This window comes from Peptococcaceae bacterium (assembly GCA_024655825.1).
Taxonomy (GTDB): domain Bacteria; phylum Bacillota; class Peptococcia; order DRI-13; family PHAD01; genus JANLFJ01.
In genome coordinates this window covers 1-21,007 of the sequence record JANLFJ010000044.1, presented here as the reverse complement: position 1 = coordinate 21,007, position 21,007 = coordinate 1, and the positions used below count along the sequence as shown (strand labels likewise).

Genomic DNA, 21,007 nt, shown 5'->3' with positions numbered 1-21,007 from the left:
CAGGCCCAGGGCCGTTTCAACGCCAATCGGACCGTGTTCCTTGTCGATAATGACAAAATCCAATCCGGAAATGGCAACCGCCTCCATTACCGCTTCGCTGCCGCTTTGAAAAAATGTTCCCAACACTTTTTTGCCGTTTAATAGCTTCTCTCTCATCAAGTTTCTCATAAATATCCATCCTTTTTTGTGATGTGTTGTATAATTGAGATATGACGTTGTTTTTAATGAATAATGTGGAGGTACCACATGGATAGCGGTGAATTCAAAAAGAGGTTGGAAAACGAACCGTTCGCTGCTCTTGGAGAGCTTGTTTATAATTATTTGTTTGAAATAATAATAAAGGCGAGTATTCTTCCCGGAGAAAAAATCAGCACCACAAAAATTGCGGAAGAACTCGGCATAAGCCGAACTCCCGTCAGGGCGGCGCTTGACAGGCTGGCTAATGAAGGGTTCGTCGAAAGGACCGACCGTAAAGGGTTTCGTGTACCCCCATTGAATATTAATGACGTCATCGAATTGTACGACTTCCGGAAAATCATCGAAGGCAACGCGGCGTACATTGCGGCTAACACGATGACCTTAGAAGAAATGCGGGATCTTGAACAACTCGTTCTGAACCCTAAAAAACTAGTGCAGCCTTTCGAGCCGGTGACTTGGATCAACTTGGACACCGGCTTCCATAAAAAAATAGTTCTTTCAACCCACAACAAATATCTCATCGACGCATTCAGAAATATTGAAACGAGAATGAACCGGTATAAGTTCATAATGACCGCTTATAACCATTACAATCAAAAAGCTGATATTGTCCAAGGAGCAGAAAAACACATCTGCATTTTCAAGGCACTGAAAAACAGATTTTCGCAGGTAGCCAAAAATGAAATGATCGAGCATCTGGATCACGTATTCTTTTCAGTACTCAGATTGAAAATGGACAATAAATAAGAACTGGTCATATGGACTCCGTATTAGTCCCAGTTTTGATGCCCAAGGTTGGCAATACGCTTGCTCTGAACGCAGTCCGCCTTGCGTTTGGGATAAAAGATCCCCAGGACACGGAGCGTTTCGTCGCCGTTCTTCTTTTCGATGCCGTGGTCGGCATTCGGCGGCACAACCATGCAGCACCCTTCGCTCATTTCGTATGACACGCCGTCGCACCGGAAATTCGCTTTTCCTCCCAAAATTATCACGATCTGTTCATAATCATGCTTGTGCGTGTTGCTTTCAGGATCCGAAAATATTTCCAAATACTGAATAGTCATATTTTCCGACCCCTGGAAATAATATGTCCGACCGCCCGGCCGGCTGGTATCCGGTTCTGCTTCATGATAATCGAACAGGACTGGTTTGGTCATGTTGTCTCTCCCTTTCCCTAAAACAGTCTTTAAATTTGTTCTCTTGTTAAGAAAATAGTAACGATTGTGCTGAAATGTGTCAATTTACGAACAATACTTAAAAAAATATAGGTTATGGTTATCATAGTAGATTCATTCTGCTGCCTTATGGTCAATTCTGCACTTGGACTCATGCATATAAACTGCAATGAAACGCTTTTTTATCCATAAAATGGATTGCCGCAGCTTCAAGATCGCTTTTCTTAACTCTCCCGTCACGCCATTTTGTCCGGCGTTAATATAAAAAAAAGAAATCCCTCAGATGGAGGGATTTCTTTTTCCTTGAAATCTGAATTTATTATTGATGTTCAATATTCCACTTTCATCAGGCACAGGCCTTGCGGCGGCAAGGTCATTCCCGCCTGCTTGCGCTCCCCGCTTTGCAGGAGCAAGGGAACGGACTCCGGCTGTCGTTTGTTCATCCCTATTTCGAGCAGGGTGCCGGCCATGATCCTGACCATGTTGTAGAGAAAGCCGTCGGCCGTCACCGTCAAAAAGATGAGCGGGCCTTTTTGCTCCACCATGAATTCAAAAATCGTGCGCACGTGATTGGCAACCCTCGCGTCTTGGGCGCAGAACGCTGAGAAATCATGAGTGCCCAGGAAATACCCGGCAGCAAGGCTCATTTTTTCCTTGTCCAGGGGTACCGGAACGTGGTAGGCATAAAGCCGCCAGAAAGGCGACAGGTGCCTGTAGTTGTATATGGCATAGCGGTAGGTCTTGTTCTTTGCGCTGAACCTGGCGTGAAAGCCGGGCGAAACATCTTGGGCTTCCCACACCACAATATCGCGGGGAAGGAGCGAGTTCATGGCCAGGGGGAACCTGTCCGGCGGGATTTTGGTGCTGCTGAAGAAGTTTATCACCTGTCCCCGGGCGTGCACGCCGGCATCCGTCCGGCCGGAACCAATCACCCTGACTTTCTCGCCGGTAAGGGTGTGAAGGACCGATTCCAGCTCGTTTTGGACGGTTTTCAGACCGGTCCGGTTCTGGACCTGGAAACCGTGATAGTTTGTGCCGTCGTAGGCTACGGTCATCTTGACGTTGCGCATCGTTTCACATCCAGAAGCGTGTGAAAACGCTTATTCCTACAAAGGCGAAGACCGCGGCAAAGGCCGCGTAGTCCCTGCCGGCCATGCGCAGCTGTTTCATCCTGGTCCTGTTTTCGCCGCCCCGGTAGCACCTGGCTTCCATGGCCACAGCCAGCTCGTCCGCCCGCCGGAATGCGCTTAAAAAGAGGGGAACCAGAAGGGGGACAAGGCTTTTCGCTCTCGCCAGCAGGCCGCCGCTCTCGAAGTCGGCCCCGCGCGCCATCTGGGCCTTCATTATTTTTTCGGTTTCGTCGATCAGGGTGGGAATGAACCGCAGCGCGATGGTCATCATCATGGCCAGTTCATGGGCCACAGGGATAAAAAGGGCTTTCAGAACCTTTTCGATGCCGTCGGTCAGCGATACCGGCGTCGTGGTAAGCGTCAGGAGGGAGGTTATCGTCACGAGATAAACCAGGCGGAGCGTCATGAAAAACCCCTGCCTCAATCCTTCGTAGGTTATTTTCAAAATACCCCACTTCCACAGGACAAGACCTTCCGTCAAGAAGGAGTGCAGTCCAAAAGTCAGGATCAGGATGAACCAGAGCGGCCTTAGTCCCTTTAGCAGCGTGATTAGGGGAATACGCGAGATGATGACTGCCGCGGCGGTAAAAACGGTCACCAGAAGATAGCCGCTGGCGTTGCCCGCAATAAACAGGCCGACCATGTACAGGACCACTGCGATTATTTTGGTGCGCGGGTCCATCAGGTGGATCGCGGAATCGCCGGGTATGTACTGGCCGATGGTTATATCTTTAAGCATTCGATTTCCGCCTCCTCACTATTTTTAATATTTCCTCTTTGGCTTCTTCAATAGTGAGAACATCGGAACGGACGGGCCACCCCTTCTCCTGCAGCCTGAGCATCAGTTTGCTCACGGTCGGGACATCCAGCCCTGCCTGCCGGAGAGCCTCGTAACGGGAAAAGACCCGGCGGGTCCCGTCATTGTAAACCAGCTCGCCGTTGTTGATCACGATCAGGCGATCGACCAGCCTGGCCACATCGTCCATGCTGTGGGAAACCAGGACCACCGTCAGGCCTTGCCGGCGGTGGAGTCTTTCGACCTGGGAGAGGATTTCGTCCCTGCCCCTGGGATCGAGGCCCGCTGTCGGCTCGTCAAGGACCAGGTACTTGGGAGCCATAGCCAGAACTCCGGCTATGGCTGCTTTCCTCTTCTCCCCGCCGCTCAGGGAAAAAGGAGAGCACTCCTTGAACCTTGAGTATTCAAGATCAACCATGGCCATAGCCTGCTTCACTCTTTTTATTATTTTGTCCGGCGGCAGGCCCAAATTTTTGGGACCGAAGGCGATATCCTGAAAAACGGTCTCTTCAAAAAGCTGGTGCTCAGGGTACTGAAATACCAGCCCCACTTTCTGGCGGATTTCTTTTAGTTTTACCCCTTTATCCCAGATGTCGACCCCGTCAACGAATACCTTGCCGGACGTCGGTTTTAAAAGCCCGTTGAAATGCTGGATCAAGGTGGACTTGCCTGAACCGGTATGGCCGATCAGGCCGACGAATTCGCCTTCTTTTATTTCAAGGTTGATGTTTTTCAGGGCGTGAAACTCGTAAGACGAACCGGGTTGATAGGTGTGGCAGACTCCTTCCAGTTTTATGGACATAAGGCCACCACCATTTCGTCCACGGTAAGTATGCCCTCGGGCAGATCCAGTCCTTCTTTGACCAGCCCGGCTCTGAGTTCGGTCATGGCCGGAACGTCAAGGCGCAAAGCCTTCATTTGTCCGACCTGGCTGAACACCTGGCGCGGCGCGCCCTCCAGCACGATCCGGCCGTCCTCCATCACCACCACCCGGTCGGCTAAAACGGCTTCTTCCATAAAGTGGGTGATGTAAACGACGGTCAAACCTTCTTCCCTGTTAAGGCGCGCGACCGTCTCCATCACTTCCCTGCGGCCCGCAGGATCGAGCATCGCCGTAGGCTCATCAAGCACCAGGACATTTGGACGCATGGCTACTATCCCGGCAATTGCCACCCGCTGTTTCTGCCCGCCCGAAAGAAGGTGGGGCGCTCTCGTTTTAAAGGCTGACATGCCGACGCTGGCCAGGGCTTCGTCCACCCGCTGGCGGATTACCTGCGGATTAAGCCCCAGGTTTTCCGGTCCGAAAGCCACATCCTCCTCGACCGTGGTAGTGATGAGCTGGTTGTCGGGATTCTGGAAGACCATGCCGACCTGCTGCCTGATGTCCCACACGTTCCTTTTATCCCTGGTATCCAGGCCGTTGACCGTGACGCTTCCGCCGGAGGGCAGGAGCAGGGCATTGAAGTGCTTGGCCAGGGTGGATTTGCCCGAACCGTTGTGCCCAATAATCGCCAGGAATTCGCCCTTTTTGACGTGGAGATTGATGCCTTTCAGCGCCTGAACGTCGCCGCCGGGCAAATGGTACTGGTGTACCAGGTCCTTGACAATAATCATTGTTTCACCACTCAATCTTTAGAACACCGGTGCTGAATAATGCTTTCCGGAACTAGAAACAAAAACCAGGAAAGCCAAACACTTAACCTCGAACGGCTAAGGATTCCGGTTTTCCTGACCTTTATTAACGCCGCTTTTTCGATTCTGTTTAAACCAGCTCCACAATAACCAGGGAGGCGGCGTCGCCGCGGCGGCTGCCGGCCTTGATGATCCTGGTGTAACCGCCCTGGCGGTCGGCGTATTTTTTGCTGATATTGTCAAACAGGTCCTTGACCACCTTTTCATCCAGGAGATACGAGGCTGCCTGGCGGCGGGAGCTCAGGTCGCCCTGTTTTCCCAGGGTGATCATTTTTTCGACTATGCTTGCCAGCTCTTTGGCTTTCGGCTCGGTTGTTTCAATACGGCCGTGTTTGAGAAGCGAGGTGGTGATATTTCTAAGCAGGGCCCGGCGCTGCCCTGTATTGCGTCCAAGTTTTCTGTAGGCCATTAGTTCTAACCCCCTTTAATGCAAAGATGCTTCCTTCTATACTATTCTTCGGCCTTTCTCAGGCTTAAGCCCAAAGCGGCGAGTTTTTCGTCAACCTCTTCCAGCGATTTTTTCCCGAGGTTCCTGACTTTCATCATGTCTTCTTCCGTCTTCATGATCAATTCGCCGACGGTGTTGATCCCGGCGCGCTTCAGGCAGTTATAGGAACGAACAGACAAGTCTAATTCTTCGATGCTCATATCCAGGATTTTGTCGCGTTCTTCCTCTTCTTTTTCGACCATGATTTCCACATCGCCGATCCTGTCGGTCAGGCTGATAAACAGTTTCAGGTGGTCATGCAGGATTTTGGCCGAAAGGCTGACAGCCTCATCCGGGGCTATACACCCGTTGGTCCAGATTTCCAGCGTCAACCTGTCATAGTCGGTAATTTGCCCGACGCGCGTTTCGGTAACGGTGTAATTCACTTTCCGGACAGGCGAAAAAATTGAATCGACCGGGATTATACCGATAACATGGTCTTCTTTTTTGTTCTTTTCGGCAGGACGGTAGCCCCGTCCCCTCTCTATATTTATTTCCATAGACAGGCGGGCGCCGCTTTCCAAAGTGGCGATATGGAGGTCGGGGTTGAAAATTTCCACCTGGCTTCCTCTTTGGATGTCCTGGGCCAGGACTGTACCCGGTCCCTGAGCGTCTATCCTGATGACCTGGGGTTCATCGGCATATACTTTCAGCGCCAGCAGCTTGAGGTTAAGGATAATGTCCGTGACGTCTTCCACAACACCCGGTATTGTTGAAAACTCGTGCAGCACCCCGTCAATTTTAACCGAGGTCACCGCGGCTCCGGGAAGAGATGACAGCAGTACCCGCCGCAGTGAGTTGCCTAAGGTGATCCCGTAACCCCTCTCGAGAGGTTCGACCACAAACTTGGCATATGTTTTGGTTTCGTTTGTCTCCACGCACTCGATCCTGGGTTTTTCAATTTCAATCATGGGCTAACCCTCCTACTTGCTTGTAACGTTCCCAGGCAGCAAAAAAAGCAGGGGCTTACCTGGAATATAGTTCGACTATCAGGTGTTCCTCAATGGGAACATCAATTTGCTCCCTGGTGGGCAGCGCAACTACCCTGCCAGTCAGTTGTTCGCTGTCGAGTTCCAACCAAGCAGGCGGATTTTTGTGAGCCGCATTTTCCTTGATCTCCTGGAATTTGGGCAATTCTCGGCTCTTTTCCCTGACCTGAATCACGTCTCCCACTTTCACCAGCATCGACGGGATATTGGCCTTACGGCCGTTTAAGGTAAAATGGTTGTGCCTCACCAGCTGCCTGGCTTCCGCTCTTGAAGAACCAAATCCCAGGCGAAAGACCACATTGTCAAGGCGCCTTTCCAACATTCGAAGAAGGTTTTCACCCGTTATGCCGGGCTGGCGCTCGGCTTTTTCAAAGTAGTTGCCGAACTGTTTTTCCATAATACCGTAGATACGGCGAGCCTTTTGCTTTTCTCTCAGCTGGATGCCGTATTCCGAAATTTTTTTACGGCTTTGACCATGCTGTCCGGGAGCGTAAGCCCTCCTGTCAATAGCGCACTTGTCCGTATAGCAGCGGTCCCCTTTCAGATACAGCTTCAAGCCCTCGCGGCGGCACAGCCTGCAGACGGGACCCGTATATCTTGCCATGTAATTTGCACCTCCCTGTTTATTTAAACTCTCCTGCGTTTTGGCGGGCGACATCCGTTGTGAGGAATGGGAGTCACGTCCTTGATCACGCTGACTTCCAAACCCGTGGCCTGCAGGGACCTGATAGCCGCTTCCCGTCCCGAGCCCGGCCCTTTGACGTAGCACTCCACTTCCCGCATACCATGCTCCATCGCTGCCTTGGCCGCCTGTTCGGCAGCCATTTGCGCGGCAAAAGGCGTGCTTTTCCTGGAACCCTTAAAACCCAGCTGTCCGGCGCTGGCCCAGGAAATGGTGTTCCCGGCCGTGTCGCTGATGGTGATAATTGTATTATTAAAGGTTGACTGGATGTGGGCAACCCCCTGTTCAATGTTCTTGCGTTCGCGGCGTTTTACCCGGGTTGTCGCTGCTGTTCTTTTGGCCATTCTTTTTTCCTCCCTTCATTACTTCTTGCGCTTGACCCCGACGGTATGCCTGGGACCTTTGCGAGTACGGGCGTTCGTTTTGGTGCGCTGCCCGCGCACAGGGAGACCCCGGCGGTGTCTTAATCCGCGGTAGCAGCCGATTTCCATCAGGCGTTTGATGTTCAGGGAAATCTCGCGCCTGAGGTCGCCTTCCACCTTGTATTCTTTATCGATCGTATCGCGCAGTTTGGCTACTTCGTCTTCGGTAAGGTCTTTGACCCTTGTATCGGGATTTATCCCGGTTTTTGTCAGGATCTCCTGGGAAGTCGGCCGGCCGATTCCAAAAATATAGGTTAAGCCGATTTCCACCCGTTTATCGCGGGGTAAGTCAACACCTGCAATCCTTGCCATTTTCACACCTCCAGTTATCTTTATTCACAATATTCTAACCCTGCTTTTGTTTATGCTTGGGGTTTTCACAGATTACCATTACTTTGCCTTTCCTTTTGATGATCTTGCATTTCTCGCAAATTGGTTTGACTGATGGTCTAACTTTCACAATGCTTCCTCCTTCATACCTGGGAGTTTATTTATAGCGATACGTTATCCGGCCCCGTGTCAGGTCATAGGGTGAAAGCTCAACGGTTACCCGGTCCCCCGGCAGTATGCGGATAAAATTCATCCTTATTTTTCCTGAGACGTGAGCAAGCACTTTGTGGCCGTTTGCCAGTTCGACCCGGAACATTGCATTAGGGAGGGGTTCCAGAACCGTACCTTCAACTTCTATGACATCCTGCTTGGACATTGGTACTTACCTCCTTATCCTCAACACCTCAAAATACACTATATCTAATCACGGTATGACAGTTCATGCCATGTTTATTTTACCATTGTTATCCAAGAAGAAAACAGTTTTTTACCTGGTTAAAATCCATGGCCCTTTTTCCGTAATCGCAATGGTGTGTTCGAAATGAGCTGATCTTTTTCTGTCTTTCGTAACCACTGTCCAATTATCTTCCAGTGTTTCCACTTCATGTGTTCCCATGTTAACCATTGGCTCTATTGCCAGGGTCATGCCTTCTTTTAAACGGGGGCCCCGTCCGGGTGCTCCGAAATTGGGAACCTGAGGTTCCTCGTGCATGTTCCTGCCTATACCATGCCCCACAAAATCACGGACTACCGAATAACCGTTGTTTTCAACATAGGTTTGTATGGCATGGGAAATATCGGTTAAGCGATTGTTGGCCAGGGCTTTTTCTATTCCTCTATTGAGGGATTCACGCGCTACGTCCAGCAGGCGCTGGACTTCACTGTCAACTTCACCGACAGGCAGCGTCACTGCCGCATCGCCGACATAACCGTTGAGGATGGCTCCGATGTCGATACTAATAATATCACCAGATTTTACCTGCCTTAGACGGCTGGGTATGCCGTGCACAACCTCTTCGTTGACGGATGCGCAGATAGAACCGGGAAAGCCGTGATAACCTTTAAAAGCTGGTTTTGCCTGGCACTTATGGATGAATTCCTCGGCAATTTTATCAAGTTCCCAGGTAGTGACTCCCGGTTTGACGGCTTTTTTCACTTCCTGATGTGTTTTGGCCACTACCTGACCGGCATCGTAAAGGTAACGGAGTTCCCTGTCAGATTTGAGAATGATCATGTTCCTACCTCTTCTTCAGGACCTCCAGGATGTTTCCGGTAACTTGTTCTACCGGCCGGTCGCCGTCGATCTCAACCAGCAGCCCTCTTTCCTTGTAATAATCAACGAGAGGAGCAGTCTGTGATGTGTAAACGTCCAGGCGGTTGACCACTGTTTCCGGCGAATCATCGCCGCGCTGGTACAATTCCCCGCCGCAAGCTTCGCACTTGTTGCCGGCCTTAGAAGGATTATACCGCACATGGTAAGTCGCGCCGCAGTTCTTGCAGACCCTGCGCCCGGTCAAACGGGCGATCAGGGACTCCCTGTCCACGGTAATGTTGAGCACGCCGTCAAGTTGAATTCGCAGTTCCAACAAGGTCTTTTCCAGGGCGTCCGCCTGGGGAACGGTGCGGGGAAAACCGTCCAGCAGAAATCCCTTTTTGCAGTCAGGCTCATTCAATCTCTCTTTCACAATCCCGATGGTGACGGAATCGGGAACAAGCCGGCCCGCATCCATATAACGCTTGGCTTCCAGTCCCAGGACGGTCCCTTCCTTAACGGCCCGGCGGAACATATCACCGGTGGAAATGTGGGGAATATCGAGCCGTTCTTTCAATATTTCCGCCTGGGTACCTTTACCCGCGCCGGGCGGTCCCATAAGGATGATTCTCATCGTGGTATCACCTCATTCATTTCAAGAAACCCTGATAATGCCTCATCAACAGGTTCGCCTCAATCTGCTTCATGGTATCCAGCGCCACCCCTACCACGATCAGCAGGCTGGTCCCGCCGAAATAGAGCGGCAGGTTGGTCGCCGACATCGTCGCGCTGGGCAGCACCGCTATCGCGGCCAAAAAGAGAGCTCCCGCCAGGGTTACCCGGTTCATCACTTTCGTAATGTACTCGGCGGTGGGACGGCCGGGCCTCAAGCCGGGAATGAAACCACCATATTTTTTCAGGTTGTCGGCCACGTCGTTCGGATTAAAGGTAATGGCCGTGTAGAAATAGGTAAAGAAAATGATCAGCAGCGCATAGAGGATGTTGTACCAGACGGTGCGGAAGTTAAAGAAATTGGATACCCAGATGGCAAACTTGTTGGTGGGAAACCAGGAAGCTATCGTCCCGGGGAACATCATGATGGAGATGGCGAAGATGATGGGAATAACCCCGGCCTGGTTAACCCTCAAAGGAATGTGGGTGCTCTGGCCGCCGTATATTTTGCGGCCCACCACCCGTTTGGCATACTGCACAGGAATACGGCGCTGTCCTTCTTGGATGGCCACGATGCCGGCGATAACCGCCAGGGCAACAACTGCAAACAGCAGGATCACAAAAATGTTTGTGGTTCCGGCCACCAGGTACTCGTAAACCGCCACAATCCCCGCGGGAACGCGTGAAACGATACCGGCAAAAATAATCAGCGAAATACCGTTGCCGATCCCTTTTTCCGTAATAAGCTCTCCGAGCCACATGAGAAAAGCGGTGCCGGCCGTAAGAGACAGGGCAATGATCAGGGTGGAGGTCCAACCTGGATTAATAATGGCCGACCTTAAGCCGATAGAAATGCCCAAAGCCTGGATAAAACCAAGGATAACCGTCCCATAGCGGATGTATTCGGTCATTTTTTTGCGGCCTTCTTCTCCCTCTTTGGCCAGCCTCTCGAAATAGGGGATAACCACCGTCAACAGCTGCATGATAATTGAAGCGTTGATATACGGCGTAATGCTCATGGCAAAAATGGAAAACTTTTTAAATGCGCCGCCGGAGATGATATCGAAGAAACCCAGGAGCTGGCCTTTGCTTATTAAATCGGTGATAACCTGGGTATCGATGCCGGGGATGGGGACATGGGCGCCAAGCCGGAATACTAAGAGCATGGCCAGGGTGAAGATTATTTTGCGCCGCAGGTCATTAAGTTTCCAGGCGCTGGTTAAGGACGAGAGCACCTATATCACCTCTGTCTGGCCGCCGGCAGCGGCAATTTTTTCGGCTGCGGAACGGCTGAAACTCTGGGCTTTTATTGTCAGCGCTTTGGTAATCTCGCCGTGACCTAATATCTTGATGCCGTCACGCATGTTTTTCACAAGTCCCTTTTCTTTCAGCGCTTCCGGCGTCACTACCGAACCTTCTTCAAAACGTTCATCCAGTTGTTTCAAGTTTATCACAACGTATTCTTTCTTGAATATATTGGTAAAACCTCTTTTGGGTATACGGCGCTGCAAAGGCGTCTGACCGCCTTCAAAATAGGGTCCTTTCCCGCCGCCGGAACGGGCCTTTTGCCCTTTATGCCCGCGGCCCGCCGTCTTACCCAGACCGGACCCGGTACCGCGCCCTTTTCTTGTCTCTTTGCCGCGCGAGCCCGGCGCGGGCTTCAATTCATGGAGTTTCATGGGCACACCTCCCTCTTGTCACTGATACGTTTCTTCCACGGTCACCAAATGTTCCACTTTTCGAATTTTACCCCTAACACTGGGCGAGTCTTCTTGAACCACTGTATCGTTGGTCTTTTTCAACCCAAGCGATTTGACGGTCTTGCGCACGGTTTCGTTTGAACCGATAACGCTTTTTTTGAGAGTTATCTTTAACTTAGCCATTTTAACCTCCTAGCCCAACAGTTCTTCCACGGATTTACCGCGCAGCCGGGCGACTTCATCAGCCTGTTTCAACTGCAGAAGTCCCTGGATGGTCGCCCTGACCATATTGTTGGCGTTGTTGGAACCGAGAGACTTGGTAAGGATATCCCTTACTCCCGCCAGTTCCAGGACCGCGCGCACCGGCCCGCCGGCAATGACCCCGGTGCCTTCGGAAGCCGGCTTCATCAAAACAACGCCGGCGCCAAACCGGCCTGTTACTTCATGGGGAATGGTGGTTCTTACCCGCGGCACGCTGATCATGTTTTTCTTGGCATCTTCTACTCCTTTGCGTATAGCTTCAGGCACTTCAGTGGCTTTTCCCAGTCCGGCGCCGACATGACCGTTGCCGTCCCCTACCACCACCAGGGCGCTGAAGCTGAACCGGCGGCCGCCTTTGACAACCTTGGCCACACGGTTGATGAAAACCACCTTCTCGGTCAGCTCCGTGCTGTTTACATCAAATTTCGCCATTATTCCTTCTTCCCTCCTTTAGCCGGTCTCTTAGAATTCGAGTCCCGTTTCACGGGCTCCCTCGGCCACAGCCTTTACACGTCCGTGATAAAGATTGCCTCCGCGGTCAAAGACAACTGTGCGGATGCCCTTTTTCAGGGCTTTCTGAGCCAGCAGCTGGCCCACCTTTTTTGCCGCCTCCACATTGCCGCAGCGCTCCAGGTCATTTTTTAAAGGGGCTTCCAGGGTGGAAGCTGCAACAAGCGTCGTTCCGCTCACATCGTCAATCAGCTGCGCGTACATATGTTTAAGGCTCCTGTAAACAGCCAGTCTCGGCCTTTCCGGAGTACCCTTGATATTTTTGCGAATCCTCAAGTGTTTTTTCCTGCGGACTTTTTTTCGATCCGGCTTGATAATCAACAATGTCACTCCCTTCTAACGCGCGTTCAATCTAACCCCTATTTCTTCTTGCCGCCTTTTGCCCCGGCTTTCCCGACTTTGCGGCGGATATTCTCATCAACATACTTGATCCCTTTGCCTTTGTACGGTTCGGGCTCACGCACGGCGCGGATGTTGGCCGCCAGAAGCCCCACTTTTTCCTTGTCCGCGCCTTTGACAATTATCCGGGTCGGAGCGGGTACTTCTATTTCCAAGCCCTTTTCGGGTTCAATCTCCACCGGGTGCGAGTAACCCACGGCGAGCACCAGCTTATTCCCCTGTTTTGACGCGCGGTAGCCAACGCCGACCAGTTCAAGGGATTTTTCAAATCCCCTGGTGACACCTTCAACCATGTTGTTCACGAGGGCTCTGGTCAGGCCGTGCAGCGCCCTGTGCTGTTTTTCGCCGCTGGAACGTGAAACGATTATCTTGCCGTCCTCCACTTTTATGTTGATATCCTTATGCAGCGTCCTGCTCAACGTTCCCTTGGGTCCTTTTACCTGGATGTGGTGGCCGTCAAGCTTTACTTCGACACCGGCAGGTATTGTGACCGGCAGTTTACCAATCCTAGACATTTTCACACCTCCCTGGGTAGCCCAGTCTTTAGTTCGTTACCAGATGTAGCAGATTACTTCCCCGCCGAGCTGGCGTTTTCTTGCTTCCCTGTCGCTCATAACCCCGCACGAAGTGGAAATAACCGCGATACCGAGCCCGCCCAGCACACGGGGCACCTGGTCTTTTTTCACGTAAACGCGCAGACCCGGTTTGCTAATGCGTTTCAACCCGGTAATAACTTTCTCCTTGTTTGGACCGTATTTCAAATAGAGACGGATAATGCCCTGCTTACCGTCCTCAATGTATTCAAAATCCTTGATAAAACCTTCCTCTTTGAGGATTTCAGCCAGGGTTTTCTTTATTTTTGAAGCCGGGATCTCCACTTTTTCATGATTAACGGAATTGGCGTTCCTGATTCTCGTCAGGAAATCAGCTATCGGATCAGTCATAACCATTTTTTAATGACCCCCTTCCTCTATCCAAGCTTACCAGCTGGCTTTGGTTACACCCGGAATCTGTCCATCATAAGCCAGCTCGCGGAAACAGATGCGGCACATGCCGAATTTCCGCATGTAAGCATGGGGACGACCACATATTTTACATCTATTGTAAGCGCGCACTTTATACTTCTGTGTTCTTTTTTGTTTATTGATGATGGATTTTTTTGCCACGTAATTACCTCCTTGTTAACATTTAAGGCTGTTACCTTTCGGCAAAGGGCATCCCCATCAGTCCGAGCAGTTCCCTGCCTTCCTCATCGGACTTGGCCGTGGTAACAAAGACAACATCCATCCCGCGTATCGCGTCCACTTTGTCATACTCTATTTCCGGAAAAATCAACTGTTCTTTCAACCCCAGCGTGTAGTTGCCGCGCCCGTCAAACGCCCGGGGAGAAACTCCCCTAAAATCGCGGACCCTGGGCAAAACGACGTTGAACAGTTTATCAACGAATTCGTACATCCGGTTGCTGCGCAGCGTCACTTTCGTGCCTATGGGAACACCGGCGCGAATCTTAAAGGCGGCAATGGATTTCTTGGCCCGCGTGACCACGGGTTTTTGCCCGGTGATGGCTTTCAAATCGGCAACCGCTCCGTCTATGGCTTTGGGATTCTGCACGGCCTCACCAAGCCCGATGTTGACAACCACTTTTTCCAGCTTCGGTACTTCCATGACATTTTTATAGTTAAATTTCTGCATCATGGCAGGAGCAACTTCTTTTTGGTATTTTTCCTTCAGACGTGCCACGCCTTAAACCTCCCTTCCGGCCTGGTTTATTTATCAAATTCTTCGCCGCACTTGTTGCAAACCCTGACTTTTTTGCCGTCTCCCAGGAACTTCTTATTGATGCGGACCGGCCTTTTGCACCTGGAACAGTAAATCATCACGTTGGAACTGTTAAGGGGGGCTTCCCTTTCCATAATCCCGCCCTGCGGGTTGGTGCGCGTAGGCCTGGTGTGACGCTTAACGATATTCACACCTTCAACAACGATCCGCCCTTTGTCCGGGTCTACGCTTAAGACCTTGCCTCTCTTACCCGCATCTTTTCCGGCAATGACCTCGACAGTATCTCCTTTCCTGACATGGACCTTTGGCTTCATTTACAACTTCACCTCCAGCGGTAAATATACCCCTTAACCCAATTCAGCTTTGTTCAGAGCACTTCAGGCGCCAGGGAAAGTATTTTCACGAAGTCCCTTTCCCGCAGTTCACGGGCGACGGGACCGAAAATGCGGGTACCCCTGGGACTCTTGTCTTCCTTAATTATTACCGCGGCGTTTTCGTCAAACCTGATATATGACCCGTCGCTTCTTCTGACCGCATCCCTGGTCCGGACAATGACCGCCCTGACAACCTCGCCTTTTTTTACCACTCCGCCCGGTGTCGCTTCCTTGACGCTGGCAATGATAACATCGCCGAGGGAAGCATAGCGGCGGTAAGAGCCGCCCAGGGGGCGGATGCACAGCAGTTCTTTAGCCCCGGTATTATCAGCTACCCTGAGTCTGGTTTCCTGTTGTATCATGCCCAAAACCTCCTTTAGACCAGGGGCGCTTTCTCAATGATCTGCACGACCCTCCAGCGTTTTTCCTTGCTTAGGGGACGTGTTTCCATGAGCTTGACCCTGTCTCCCGTTTTGCACTCGTTTTTTTCGTCGTGCGCCTTGTATTTCCTGGTGCGTTTTATTATTTTTTTATAAACGGGGTGCTGCGCGTAGTTTTCCACGGCTACAACCACCGTTTTATCCATCTTGTCGCTGACAACGATGCCCGTTATTGTCTTCCGCTTATTTCTTTCCAAGACACCAGATACCTCCTTTATCCCGGCCTTAATCTTTCAACCCTTTTGCTCCCGTAACTCCCTTTCCCGAAGAATGGTTTTAGTCTGCGCGATGGTTTTCTTCACTTCCCGGATCCGCATGGGGTTCTCCAGCTGCCCGGTGGCAAGCTGGAAGCGAAGGTTGAAAAGTTCTTCTTTCAGTTCGGAAACTTTCCTGGTCAGTTCATCCTGGGTCATGTCACGAAGTTTGCTAACTTTCACTTGCTTCACCACCCATTTCCTCTCGTTTTACAAATTTCGTTTTAATGGGCAGCTTATGAGCGGCCAGGCGCATGGCTTCCCGTGCGGTTGGCTCGTCAACGCCGGCAATTTCAAACATGATCCGGCCCGGCTTTACAACTGCCACCCAGTATTCGGGCGAGCCTTTACCGCTGCCCATCCTGGTTTCGGCAGGCTTTGCCGTTATGGGTTTGTCGGGGAATATTTTTATCCAGACCTGCCCGCCCCTTTTGATGTAGCGGGTCATGGCGATACGCGCGGCTTCGATCTGGCGGTTGGTAATCCAACTGTGCTCCAGGGCCTGCAAACCGTATTCTCCATAGGCAACCTGGTTTCCCCTGCTTGCTTTACCCTTCATAACGCCGCGGTGAGGACGGCGAAATTTCACCTTTTTAGGTACGAGCACCGGTGTTCTCCTCCTTCCTGTTCTTGGCTTCAGGAAGAACTTCGCCCTTGTAGATCCAGACCTTCACGCCGATTTTACCGTATGTTGTGTTGGCCTCGGCAAAGCCGTAATCAATATCCGCCCTAAGCGTGTGCAGCGGAACCTTCCCTTCGCTGTACCACTCAGTGCGGGCGATTTCTGCCCCTGCCAGGCGCCCGGAACAGGAAACTTTTACTCCCAGCGCTCCAAGGCGCATCGTCCTGGAAACCGCCTGTTTCATAGCCCGGCGGAAAGCAACCCTTTTTACAAGCTGCGCGGCGATGCCTTCGGCCACCAGCTGGGAATCCAGTTCGGGCTTTTTAATTTCAATGATATTTACGCTGACCTTTTTGCCGGTCATTTTCTCCAGCTCTTTGCGCAGGTTCTCCACTTCGGCTCCGCCGCGGCCGATGACGATCCCCGGTTTGGCAGTGTGGATAGAAACCTTAACCCTGTTGGCGGCCCGCTCTATCTCCACGCCGGAAATCCCCGCTAAAAAGAGTTTTTCTTTGATAAAGTCGCGGATTTTGATGTCTTCATGCAAAAGCTCGGTATAGTTTTTGTCGGCATACCAGTTGCTGTCCCAGCTGCGAATAATCCCAATCCGTAAACCTTTCGGATGTACTTTCTGCCCCACTTATTTATCACCTTCCTTTTCACTGACAACGACCGTGATGTGGCTGGTACGCTTCCTGATCAGGTCGGCCCGGCCCATAGCTCTCGGCATAATTCTTTTCAGCGTAGGCCCGGCATCAACGTATGCTTCTTTTACGTAAAGTTTGTCGGTATTCATCTCATAGTTATGCTCGGCATTGGCCACCGCCGATTTTAAAACCTTGTTGACAGGTTTGGCGGCCCTTTGCGGAGTGAATCTTAATATGGCAAACGCTTCCGACACCGTTTTACCCCGGATGAGATCGATTACCTGGCGGGCTTTCCGGGGAGACATCCTGATGTGTCTGGCGACTGCTCTGGCTTGTTTTTCTTCCATGTAGTGACCTCCTCTCCCGGAATTATTTTAATGCTGTGGAACGCTCAGTATGTGAACCGTGACCCTTAAAAGTCCTGGTCGGCGCAAATTCGCCCAGTTTGTGCCCCACCATGTCTTCGGTAATATATACAGGAACATGTTTCCTGCCGTCATATACGGCGATCGTATGCCCCACCATCTGCGGGAATATCGTCGACCGCCGGGACCAGGTCTTGATAACCCGCTTTTCATTTGCGCTGTTCATTTTCTCGATTTTTTTCATCAGGCTCTCTTCCACATAAGGTCCTTTTTTCACTGACCTGCTCATTTAGCTGCCTCCTTTTTTGGATTTGATCACCTATTTCTTACGAGGCGTTACAATGAATTTATTGTTGGGGTTTTTCTTCTTTCTGGTCTTCCCGCCGATAGCGGGTTTACCCCACGGGGTCACCGGGGTTTTTCGCCCGATGGGGGAACGACCTTCGCCGCCGCCATGCGGGTGATCAACCGGGTTCATCACCACACCGCGAACTGTGGGCCTGATACCCATCCAGCGTTTGCGGCCGGCTTTGCCGATGGTGATGTTTTCATGATCCAGGTTGCCTACCTGGCCGATGGTTGCCTTGCAGTTGATATGCACGAGGCGCACTTCCCCGGACGGCATGCGGATCGAAGCATAGTTGCCTTCCTTGGCCATCAACTGGGCTGACGTGCCGGCTGCCCTGACTATCTGGGCGCCTTTTCCCGGTTTTAATTCGATATTATGAATGATGCTGCCCACCGGGATGCTGCCAAGGGGCAAGGTATTGCCCACTTTGATATCGGCATCCGGTCCTGATATGACGTTATCCCCCACCTTCAGGCCGTGGGGAGCGATAATATACCTTTTTTCACCGTCGGCATAGTGCAAAAGGGCAATGTTGGCCGAACGGTTGGGATCGTATTCGATGGTGGCCACCTTGGCGGGTATCCCGTCTTTGTTGCGTTTAAAGTCTATGATCCTGTAAAGGCGCTTGTGCCCGCCGCCGCGGTGCCTGACGGTCAATTTCCCGCGGTTATTGCGTCCCGCATTTTTCTTCAGACGTTCAACCAGTGTTTTTTCAGGTTTGTCAGTGGTAATCTCTTCAAAGGTAGAAACGGTCATGCCGCGCCTACCCGGTGAAGTCGGTTTAAAACCCTTTACCGGCATCCTTTTTTCCTCCTTAACACGGCAATAGAAACTATTCTTCAAAAATCGGCAGCCTCTGGCCCGCCTTCACCGTTACAATCGCTTTTTTCCAGGAAGGCGTATATCCCTGTGTTCTTCCCTGGCGCTTGAGTTTGCCGGGAACTCTCATGGTTTTTACGTCAATCACGTTAACTTTGAACGCGGTCTCCACCGCGTGCTTGATTTCGATCTTGTTGGCCCTGGGATCGACTTTGAATGTATACTTATTCTCTTCCATTAAGCTGGTGCTTTTTTCGCTCACCACCGGCTTTATCAGAACTTCGTACGGGTTGCGCATTTACCCCCACACCTCCTCAATCCTGGCCACGGCTTCTTTAGTCATGATCAGCTTGTCGTGGTTTAAGATGTCATAAACGTTTATGGCGTCGGCGAGAAGGGGTTTTATTCCCGGTATGTTCCTGGCCGACTCCTGCACATACCCGCTGCCGTCAGCCGTCACAACCGCTGCTTTACCCTCCACTTTCAGGTTGTTCAACACTTTAATCATGTCCTTGGTTTTGGGGGCGGCAAAGGCCAGCCGGTCAAGGACGATAACATCTCCCCCGCTGACCTTGGCTGACAGCACGGATTTGATAGCCAGGCGCCTTTTCTTTTTGGGGATGGAATAGGCGTAATCCCTGGGTTTGGGACCGAATATTATGCCCCCTTTGCGCCACAGCGGCGAACGGATTGTGCCGGCACGGGCGCGGCCCGTTCCTTTTTGCCTCCAAGGCTTTCTGCCGCCGCCGCGCACCTCCGCCCTTGTTTTGACGGAATGCGTCCCGCGGCGCATGCTGGCCAGCTGCATGACCACGGCTTCATGGACAACGCTCTCGTTTGGTTCAATGCCAAAAACATTATCACTTAATTCAATTTCCCCGACCTGCGCACCTTCCATATTCAATACAGCCATTTTAGGCATCTCAATGTCCTCCTTTCCCATCAAGTCTAAGCTTTCACTGAACTCTTGATGGTTACCAGGCTTTGCCTCGAGCCCGGGATAGCTCCCCTGATCAGCATCAGGTTGCGTTCCGGATCAACTTTAACCACCAGCAGTTTTTGAACTGTAACCTGTTCTCCTCCAAGCCTTCCCGGCATTTTACGCCCTTTGAAGATGCGGGCGGGGCCTTTCGCTCCCGCCGAACCGGGACGGCGGTGGTACTTGGAGCCGTGTTTCATCGGGCCGCGGTGCATACCGTGGCGTTTGATACCGCCGGCAAAACCTTTCCCCTTGGAAACCGCGGTGACATCCACCCACTCGCCGGAAGAAAAAACATCCGCTTTGATCTCCTGCCCCAGCTGGTATGCGCCCGGGTCTTCCACCCTGAATTCTTTCAGGTATTTCACGGGCTTAACACCGCTTTTGGCCAAATGGCCTTTAGCCGGCTTGTTAAGGTCCTGTTCTTTCACTTCGCCATAACCAATTTGAATGGCATTATAGCCATCGTTTTCTTCTGTCTTTTTCTGGACAACAACACATGGTCCAGCTTTTACAACGGTAACGGGAACGGCTTTCCCATCCTCTTGAAAGATCTGGGTCATGCCTAGTTTCGTTCCCAGGACGGCTTTTAACACAAACGGCACCTCCTACAAAAACGCTTGTATATTATCTGGGGACTGGCTTCCGGCAGCCGATTCTCCGGTTTTCGATGTCGTAAAAACGGCCTAGTAATCATTTGCCGTGTTTCAGTCCCAAACGGAATATCCCTAAGCAGTTACAGCTTGATTTCTATATCCACCCCGGCCGGCAGGTCCAGGCCCATAAGGGCATCCACAGTCTTGGGGTTGGGGTCATGGATGTCGATGAGACGCTTGTGTGTCCTCATTTCAAACTGCTCACGCGAGTCTTTGTTGACATGGGGGGACCGCAAAATTGTGTAAATATTGCGTTCCGTGGGCAAAGGTATCGGCCCCGCGACTGAGGCGCCGGTCCGTTTGGCGGTCTCCACAATTCTTTCAGCCGATTGATCAAGAATTTTATGATCAAACGCTTTCAGCCTGATCCTTATTTTTTGTTGTTTTGGCATATCTTTTCCTCCTTTTCGCCCGACTTATTGTTTCTCGGACATTCTCAGCGGAAATTCCCCGCACGCAGGCCAATAAGGAACAACGCACTCGGGCGTGTCATGGCCGGCCCGGCAACCTCCCGCTTCATCGCATGTCAACCATACTTGTTGATTATATATAAATTCCTGGAAAATCACAAGTCCCAATTTGGCATTAAATAGGATTCACAGCCGGTATCCCTTCGTCCGTTTTCCGCTCATCCCAGATCTTTGCCTGTGCCGGAACGGAAAACGGGCGAAGGTGAACAAGTCTTACTCGATGATCGTGGTCACGACGCCGGCTCCGACGGTGCGGCCGCCTTCACGAATGGCAAAGCGCAGCCCTTCCTCAATAGCTATGGGGGTGATCAGTTCGATGGTCATCTTGATGTTGTCCCCAGGCATGCACATTTCCACACCCTCCGGCAGGGTTACCACCCCCGTCACATCCGTGGTCCTAAAGTAAAACTGCGGCCTGTAGCCATTGAAAAACGGCGTGTGCCGGCCTCCCTCCTCTTTCGTCAGCACGTATACCTCCGCCTCGTACTTGGTGTGCGGTTTGATCGAGCCCGGTTTGGCCAAAACCTGGCCCCGCTCCACTTCTTTCTTGTCTACTCC

General features: G+C 51.6%; 38 protein-coding genes. 1 reads left to right on the top strand and 37 read right to left on the bottom strand.

Going from position 1 to position 21,007, the window contains the following annotated elements; translation table 11 throughout:
• Positions 1–246: 246 nt before the first annotated feature.
• Positions 247–945, top strand: coding sequence for a GntR family transcriptional regulator (locus NUV48_13475; protein ID MCR4443143.1), 699 nt, complete (start codon positions 247–249; stop codon positions 943–945).
• A gap of 23 nt (positions 946–968) precedes the next feature.
• Here NUV48_13475 and NUV48_13470 read toward each other — a convergent pair whose 3' ends face one another.
• From NUV48_13470 to tuf, 37 genes are all read right to left on the bottom strand, one after another.
• The gene (locus NUV48_13470) at positions 969–1,355 is read right to left on the bottom strand and encodes a cupin domain-containing protein (protein MCR4443142.1); all 387 of its coding nucleotides are present in this window, start codon (positions 1,353–1,355) and stop codon (positions 969–971) included.
• A 347-nt stretch (positions 1,356–1,702) separates the two neighbouring features.
• Complete coding sequence (truA, locus tag NUV48_13465) at positions 1,703–2,443, bottom strand: tRNA pseudouridine(38-40) synthase TruA (GenBank protein MCR4443141.1); 741 nt, start codon at positions 2,441–2,443, stop codon at positions 1,703–1,705.
• Positions 2,444–2,447: 4 nt separating this feature from the next.
• Positions 2,448–3,242, bottom strand: coding sequence for an energy-coupling factor transporter transmembrane protein EcfT (locus NUV48_13460; GenBank protein ID MCR4443140.1), 795 nt, complete (start codon positions 3,240–3,242; stop codon positions 2,448–2,450).
• On the bottom strand, positions 3,235–4,101 hold the full coding sequence (locus NUV48_13455) for an energy-coupling factor transporter ATPase (GenBank protein ID MCR4443139.1): 867 nt from the start codon (positions 4,099–4,101) through the stop codon (positions 3,235–3,237). The genes NUV48_13460 and NUV48_13455 overlap by 8 nt, the downstream gene beginning before the upstream one ends.
• Complete coding sequence (locus NUV48_13450; protein ID MCR4443138.1) at positions 4,092–4,913, bottom strand: energy-coupling factor transporter ATPase; 822 nt, start codon at positions 4,911–4,913, stop codon at positions 4,092–4,094. Before NUV48_13450 ends, NUV48_13455 begins: the two co-directional genes overlap by 10 nt.
• 148 nt (positions 4,914–5,061) lie before the next feature.
• Entirely contained in the window at positions 5,062–5,400 is a 339-nt protein-coding gene (rplQ, locus tag NUV48_13445; protein MCR4443137.1) for a 50S ribosomal protein L17, read from the bottom strand.
• 41 nt (positions 5,401–5,441) lie between these two features.
• Complete coding sequence (locus NUV48_13440; protein MCR4443136.1) at positions 5,442–6,389, bottom strand: DNA-directed RNA polymerase subunit alpha; 948 nt, start codon at positions 6,387–6,389, stop codon at positions 5,442–5,444.
• A 55-nt stretch (positions 6,390–6,444) separates the two neighbouring features.
• Entirely contained in the window at positions 6,445–7,071 is a 627-nt protein-coding gene (gene rpsD / locus NUV48_13435) for a 30S ribosomal protein S4 (protein ID MCR4443135.1), read from the bottom strand.
• Positions 7,072–7,094: 23 nt separating this feature from the next.
• Positions 7,095–7,493, bottom strand: coding sequence for a 30S ribosomal protein S11 (gene rpsK, locus NUV48_13430; protein ID MCR4443134.1), 399 nt, complete (start codon positions 7,491–7,493; stop codon positions 7,095–7,097).
• 18 nt (positions 7,494–7,511) lie between these two features.
• Positions 7,512–7,883 (bottom strand): 30S ribosomal protein S13, encoded by a 372-nt coding sequence (gene rpsM, locus NUV48_13425; protein MCR4443133.1) that lies wholly within the window; start codon positions 7,881–7,883, stop codon positions 7,512–7,514.
• A gap of 34 nt (positions 7,884–7,917) precedes the next feature.
• Complete coding sequence (rpmJ, locus tag NUV48_13420) at positions 7,918–8,031, bottom strand: 50S ribosomal protein L36 (GenBank protein ID MCR4443132.1); 114 nt, start codon at positions 8,029–8,031, stop codon at positions 7,918–7,920.
• 27 nt (positions 8,032–8,058) lie between these two features.
• Positions 8,059–8,277: a translation initiation factor IF-1 gene (infA, locus tag NUV48_13415; GenBank protein MCR4443131.1), complete on the bottom strand. Its 219-nt coding sequence runs from the start codon at positions 8,275–8,277 to the stop codon at positions 8,059–8,061.
• 111 nt (positions 8,278–8,388) lie between these two features.
• Complete coding sequence (map, locus tag NUV48_13410) at positions 8,389–9,135, bottom strand: type I methionyl aminopeptidase (protein MCR4443130.1); 747 nt, start codon at positions 9,133–9,135, stop codon at positions 8,389–8,391.
• A 4-nt stretch (positions 9,136–9,139) separates the two neighbouring features.
• Positions 9,140–9,787, bottom strand: coding sequence for an adenylate kinase (locus NUV48_13405; protein ID MCR4443129.1), 648 nt, complete (start codon positions 9,785–9,787; stop codon positions 9,140–9,142).
• Positions 9,788–9,803: 16 nt separating this feature from the next.
• On the bottom strand, positions 9,804–11,060 hold the full coding sequence (gene secY / locus NUV48_13400) for a preprotein translocase subunit SecY (protein MCR4443128.1): 1,257 nt from the start codon (positions 11,058–11,060) through the stop codon (positions 9,804–9,806).
• Complete coding sequence (gene rplO / locus NUV48_13395) at positions 11,061–11,504, bottom strand: 50S ribosomal protein L15 (protein MCR4443127.1); 444 nt, start codon at positions 11,502–11,504, stop codon at positions 11,061–11,063.
• A gap of 18 nt (positions 11,505–11,522) precedes the next feature.
• Positions 11,523–11,708: a 50S ribosomal protein L30 gene (gene rpmD / locus NUV48_13390; protein ID MCR4443126.1), complete on the bottom strand. Its 186-nt coding sequence runs from the start codon at positions 11,706–11,708 to the stop codon at positions 11,523–11,525.
• Between the two features lie 9 nt (positions 11,709–11,717).
• Positions 11,718–12,221 (bottom strand): 30S ribosomal protein S5, encoded by a 504-nt coding sequence (rpsE, locus tag NUV48_13385; protein MCR4443125.1) that lies wholly within the window; start codon positions 12,219–12,221, stop codon positions 11,718–11,720.
• A gap of 27 nt (positions 12,222–12,248) precedes the next feature.
• Complete coding sequence (gene rplR / locus NUV48_13380) at positions 12,249–12,617, bottom strand: 50S ribosomal protein L18 (GenBank protein ID MCR4443124.1); 369 nt, start codon at positions 12,615–12,617, stop codon at positions 12,249–12,251.
• Between the two features lie 38 nt (positions 12,618–12,655).
• Positions 12,656–13,210 carry a 50S ribosomal protein L6 gene (rplF, locus tag NUV48_13375; protein ID MCR4443123.1) on the bottom strand — a complete coding sequence of 185 codons (555 nt, stop codon included), beginning with the start codon at positions 13,208–13,210 and terminating at the stop codon, positions 12,656–12,658.
• A 36-nt stretch (positions 13,211–13,246) separates the two neighbouring features.
• Positions 13,247–13,645, bottom strand: a complete 399-nt coding sequence (rpsH, locus tag NUV48_13370) for a 30S ribosomal protein S8 (protein ID MCR4443122.1) — start codon at positions 13,643–13,645, stop codon at positions 13,247–13,249.
• Positions 13,646–13,675: 30 nt separating this feature from the next.
• The gene (locus tag NUV48_13365; protein MCR4443121.1) at positions 13,676–13,861 is read right to left on the bottom strand and encodes a type Z 30S ribosomal protein S14; all 186 of its coding nucleotides are present in this window, start codon (positions 13,859–13,861) and stop codon (positions 13,676–13,678) included.
• A gap of 31 nt (positions 13,862–13,892) precedes the next feature.
• A complete protein-coding gene (gene rplE, locus NUV48_13360; protein ID MCR4443120.1) occupies positions 13,893–14,435 on the bottom strand; it encodes a 50S ribosomal protein L5 in 543 nt (180 codons plus the stop codon).
• 26 nt (positions 14,436–14,461) lie between these two features.
• Positions 14,462–14,788 (bottom strand): 50S ribosomal protein L24, encoded by a 327-nt coding sequence (rplX, locus tag NUV48_13355; GenBank protein MCR4443119.1) that lies wholly within the window; start codon positions 14,786–14,788, stop codon positions 14,462–14,464.
• A 53-nt stretch (positions 14,789–14,841) separates the two neighbouring features.
• Complete coding sequence (rplN, locus tag NUV48_13350; protein ID MCR4443118.1) at positions 14,842–15,210, bottom strand: 50S ribosomal protein L14; 369 nt, start codon at positions 15,208–15,210, stop codon at positions 14,842–14,844.
• A gap of 14 nt (positions 15,211–15,224) precedes the next feature.
• A complete protein-coding gene (rpsQ, locus tag NUV48_13345; protein MCR4443117.1) occupies positions 15,225–15,506 on the bottom strand; it encodes a 30S ribosomal protein S17 in 282 nt (93 codons plus the stop codon).
• Positions 15,507–15,521: 15 nt separating this feature from the next.
• A complete protein-coding gene (gene rpmC, locus NUV48_13340) occupies positions 15,522–15,725 on the bottom strand; it encodes a 50S ribosomal protein L29 (protein MCR4443116.1) in 204 nt (67 codons plus the stop codon).
• Complete coding sequence (rplP, locus tag NUV48_13335) at positions 15,715–16,149, bottom strand: 50S ribosomal protein L16 (protein MCR4443115.1); 435 nt, start codon at positions 16,147–16,149, stop codon at positions 15,715–15,717. Before rplP ends, rpmC begins: the two co-directional genes overlap by 11 nt.
• Positions 16,136–16,804: a 30S ribosomal protein S3 gene (gene rpsC, locus NUV48_13330; protein ID MCR4443114.1), complete on the bottom strand. Its 669-nt coding sequence runs from the start codon at positions 16,802–16,804 to the stop codon at positions 16,136–16,138. Before rpsC ends, rplP begins: the two co-directional genes overlap by 14 nt.
• Positions 16,805–17,158, bottom strand: a complete 354-nt coding sequence (gene rplV / locus NUV48_13325; protein MCR4443113.1) for a 50S ribosomal protein L22 — start codon at positions 17,156–17,158, stop codon at positions 16,805–16,807.
• A 22-nt stretch (positions 17,159–17,180) separates the two neighbouring features.
• A complete protein-coding gene (gene rpsS / locus NUV48_13320; protein MCR4443112.1) occupies positions 17,181–17,465 on the bottom strand; it encodes a 30S ribosomal protein S19 in 285 nt (94 codons plus the stop codon).
• Positions 17,466–17,495: 30 nt separating this feature from the next.
• Positions 17,496–18,326 carry a 50S ribosomal protein L2 gene (gene rplB / locus NUV48_13315; GenBank protein ID MCR4443111.1) on the bottom strand — a complete coding sequence of 277 codons (831 nt, stop codon included), beginning with the start codon at positions 18,324–18,326 and terminating at the stop codon, positions 17,496–17,498.
• Between the two features lie 31 nt (positions 18,327–18,357).
• Entirely contained in the window at positions 18,358–18,642 is a 285-nt protein-coding gene (gene rplW / locus NUV48_13310) for a 50S ribosomal protein L23 (GenBank protein ID MCR4443110.1), read from the bottom strand.
• On the bottom strand, positions 18,643–19,266 hold the full coding sequence (rplD, locus tag NUV48_13305; GenBank protein ID MCR4443109.1) for a 50S ribosomal protein L4: 624 nt from the start codon (positions 19,264–19,266) through the stop codon (positions 18,643–18,645).
• Between the two features lie 26 nt (positions 19,267–19,292).
• A complete protein-coding gene (gene rplC, locus NUV48_13300) occupies positions 19,293–19,919 on the bottom strand; it encodes a 50S ribosomal protein L3 (GenBank protein MCR4443108.1) in 627 nt (208 codons plus the stop codon).
• A gap of 140 nt (positions 19,920–20,059) precedes the next feature.
• Complete coding sequence (gene rpsJ, locus NUV48_13295) at positions 20,060–20,371, bottom strand: 30S ribosomal protein S10 (protein ID MCR4443107.1); 312 nt, start codon at positions 20,369–20,371, stop codon at positions 20,060–20,062.
• A 291-nt stretch (positions 20,372–20,662) separates the two neighbouring features.
• On the bottom strand, positions 20,663–21,007 hold a 345-nt coding region (gene tuf / locus NUV48_13290; GenBank protein ID MCR4443106.1), incomplete at its 5' end, for an elongation factor Tu.

Excerpts from the sequence above, each read along its gene's own strand:
- rplN (MCR4443118.1), bottom strand. The coding sequence starts at position 15,210 with ATGATACAACAGGAAACCAGACTCAGGGTAGCTGATAATACCGGGGCT.
- rplQ (MCR4443137.1), bottom strand. The coding sequence starts at position 5,400 with ATGGCCTACAGAAAACTTGGACGCAATACAGGGCAGCGCCGGGCCCTG.
- NUV48_13405 (MCR4443129.1), bottom strand. The coding sequence starts at position 9,787 with ATGAGAATCATCCTTATGGGACCGCCCGGCGCGGGTAAAGGTACCCAG.
- map (MCR4443130.1), bottom strand. The coding sequence starts at position 9,135 with ATGATCATTCTCAAATCTGACAGGGAACTCCGTTACCTTTACGATGCC.
- rpsJ (MCR4443107.1), bottom strand. The coding sequence starts at position 20,371 with ATGCCAAAACAACAAAAAATAAGGATCAGGCTGAAAGCGTTTGATCAT.
- rpsM (MCR4443133.1), bottom strand. The coding sequence starts at position 7,883 with ATGGCAAGGATTGCAGGTGTTGACTTACCCCGCGATAAACGGGTGGAA.
- NUV48_13460 (MCR4443140.1), bottom strand. The coding sequence starts at position 3,242 with ATGCTTAAAGATATAACCATCGGCCAGTACATACCCGGCGATTCCGCG.
- rpsS (MCR4443112.1), bottom strand. The coding sequence starts at position 17,465 with ATGAGCAGGTCAGTGAAAAAAGGACCTTATGTGGAAGAGAGCCTGATG.
- rplW (MCR4443110.1), bottom strand. The coding sequence starts at position 18,642 with ATGCGCAACCCGTACGAAGTTCTGATAAAGCCGGTGGTGAGCGAAAAA.
- NUV48_13470 (MCR4443142.1), bottom strand. The coding sequence starts at position 1,355 with ATGACCAAACCAGTCCTGTTCGATTATCATGAAGCAGAACCGGATACC.
- rplB (MCR4443111.1), bottom strand. The coding sequence starts at position 18,326 with ATGCCGGTAAAGGGTTTTAAACCGACTTCACCGGGTAGGCGCGGCATG.
- rplO (MCR4443127.1), bottom strand. The coding sequence starts at position 11,504 with ATGAAACTCCATGAATTGAAGCCCGCGCCGGGCTCGCGCGGCAAAGAG.
- rpmD (MCR4443126.1), bottom strand. The coding sequence starts at position 11,708 with ATGGCTAAGTTAAAGATAACTCTCAAAAAAAGCGTTATCGGTTCAAAC.
- NUV48_13450 (MCR4443138.1), bottom strand. The coding sequence starts at position 4,913 with ATGATTATTGTCAAGGACCTGGTACACCAGTACCATTTGCCCGGCGGC.
- rplX (MCR4443119.1), bottom strand. The coding sequence starts at position 14,788 with ATGAAGCCAAAGGTCCATGTCAGGAAAGGAGATACTGTCGAGGTCATT.
- rplF (MCR4443123.1), bottom strand. The coding sequence starts at position 13,210 with ATGTCTAGGATTGGTAAACTGCCGGTCACAATACCTGCCGGTGTCGAA.
- rpsH (MCR4443122.1), bottom strand. The coding sequence starts at position 13,645 with ATGGTTATGACTGATCCGATAGCTGATTTCCTGACGAGAATCAGGAAC.
- rpsD (MCR4443135.1), bottom strand. The coding sequence starts at position 7,071 with ATGGCAAGATATACGGGTCCCGTCTGCAGGCTGTGCCGCCGCGAGGGC.
- NUV48_13440 (MCR4443136.1), bottom strand. The coding sequence starts at position 6,389 with ATGATTGAAATTGAAAAACCCAGGATCGAGTGCGTGGAGACAAACGAA.
- infA (MCR4443131.1), bottom strand. The coding sequence starts at position 8,277 with ATGTCCAAGCAGGATGTCATAGAAGTTGAAGGTACGGTTCTGGAACCC.
- rplV (MCR4443113.1), bottom strand. The coding sequence starts at position 17,158 with ATGGAAGAAAAACAAGCCAGAGCAGTCGCCAGACACATCAGGATGTCT.
- rplD (MCR4443109.1), bottom strand. The coding sequence starts at position 19,266 with ATGCCTAAAATGGCTGTATTGAATATGGAAGGTGCGCAGGTCGGGGAA.
- NUV48_13455 (MCR4443139.1), bottom strand. The coding sequence starts at position 4,101 with ATGTCCATAAAACTGGAAGGAGTCTGCCACACCTATCAACCCGGTTCG.
- rpsK (MCR4443134.1), bottom strand. The coding sequence starts at position 7,493 with ATGGCCAAAAGAACAGCAGCGACAACCCGGGTAAAACGCCGCGAACGC.
- NUV48_13475 (MCR4443143.1), top strand. The coding sequence starts at position 247 with ATGGATAGCGGTGAATTCAAAAAGAGGTTGGAAAACGAACCGTTCGCT.
- truA (MCR4443141.1), bottom strand. The coding sequence starts at position 2,443 with ATGCGCAACGTCAAGATGACCGTAGCCTACGACGGCACAAACTATCAC.